The following is a 641-nucleotide window of genomic DNA, read 5'->3' as shown; positions in this document are numbered from 1 at the left end:
CAGGCTACCACGTCTTTCATCGCCTCTGACTGCCAAGGCATCCACCGTATGCGCTTCTTCACTTGACCATATAACCCCAAGCAATCTGGTTATACTGTGAAGACGACATTCGCCGAAAATTCGATCTGGCTCTAAGAGCCACTCACAAATTTTACCTTAGCCTGATCCGTTACCAGTGAAAGTAACGTTCAGTCTATCTTTCTATCACATACCCAAATTTTTAAAGAACGAACTAGTCAAAGACTAGAAATCAACATTCACCATCGAATCGATGGAATGCTCATTTCTAAGCTTTATACAATCGAAGCAGTAGTGGTGGAGCCAAGCGGGATCGAACCGCTGACCTCCTGCGTGCAAGGCAGGCGCTCTCCCAGCTGAGCTATGGCCCCGTATTTCTACAGGCGTTTCCCACACAAAATTGGTGGGTCTGGGCAGATTCGAACTGCCGACCTCACCCTTATCAGGGGTGCGCTCTAACCAACTGAGCTACAGACCCAATTTCGGGCTGCTTCTTTCGTCTTCTTCAATGAATCAAGCAATTCGTGTGGGAGCTCATGAAGCAGCTGCGGTCGTCGATTAAGGAGGTGATCCAGCCGCAGGTTCCCCTACGGCTACCTTGTTACGACTTCACCCCAGTCATG

At 49.1% G+C, this 641-nt stretch carries 2 tRNA genes and 1 rRNA gene; all 3 read right to left on the bottom strand.

Annotated elements, in window-relative coordinates:
* Positions 1–313: 313 nt before the first annotated feature.
* Positions 314–389, bottom strand: a tRNA-Ala gene (locus tag F7R20_RS31450).
* Positions 390–419: 30 nt separating this feature from the next.
* Positions 420–496 (bottom strand) — tRNA-Ile (locus tag F7R20_RS31445).
* An 81-nt stretch (positions 497–577) separates the two neighbouring features.
* Positions 578–641: ribosomal RNA gene (locus F7R20_RS31440) — 16S ribosomal RNA — on the bottom strand; the annotation flags it as partial.

Origin of the sequence: Pseudomonas brassicacearum subsp. brassicacearum (assembly GCF_008801605.1) — a bacterium.
Lineage (GTDB): Bacteria > Pseudomonadota > Gammaproteobacteria > Pseudomonadales > Pseudomonadaceae > Aquipseudomonas > Aquipseudomonas brassicacearum.
Note: the sequence above shows the minus strand (reverse complement) of the source record. Positions and strands in the feature narration are given on the sequence as shown.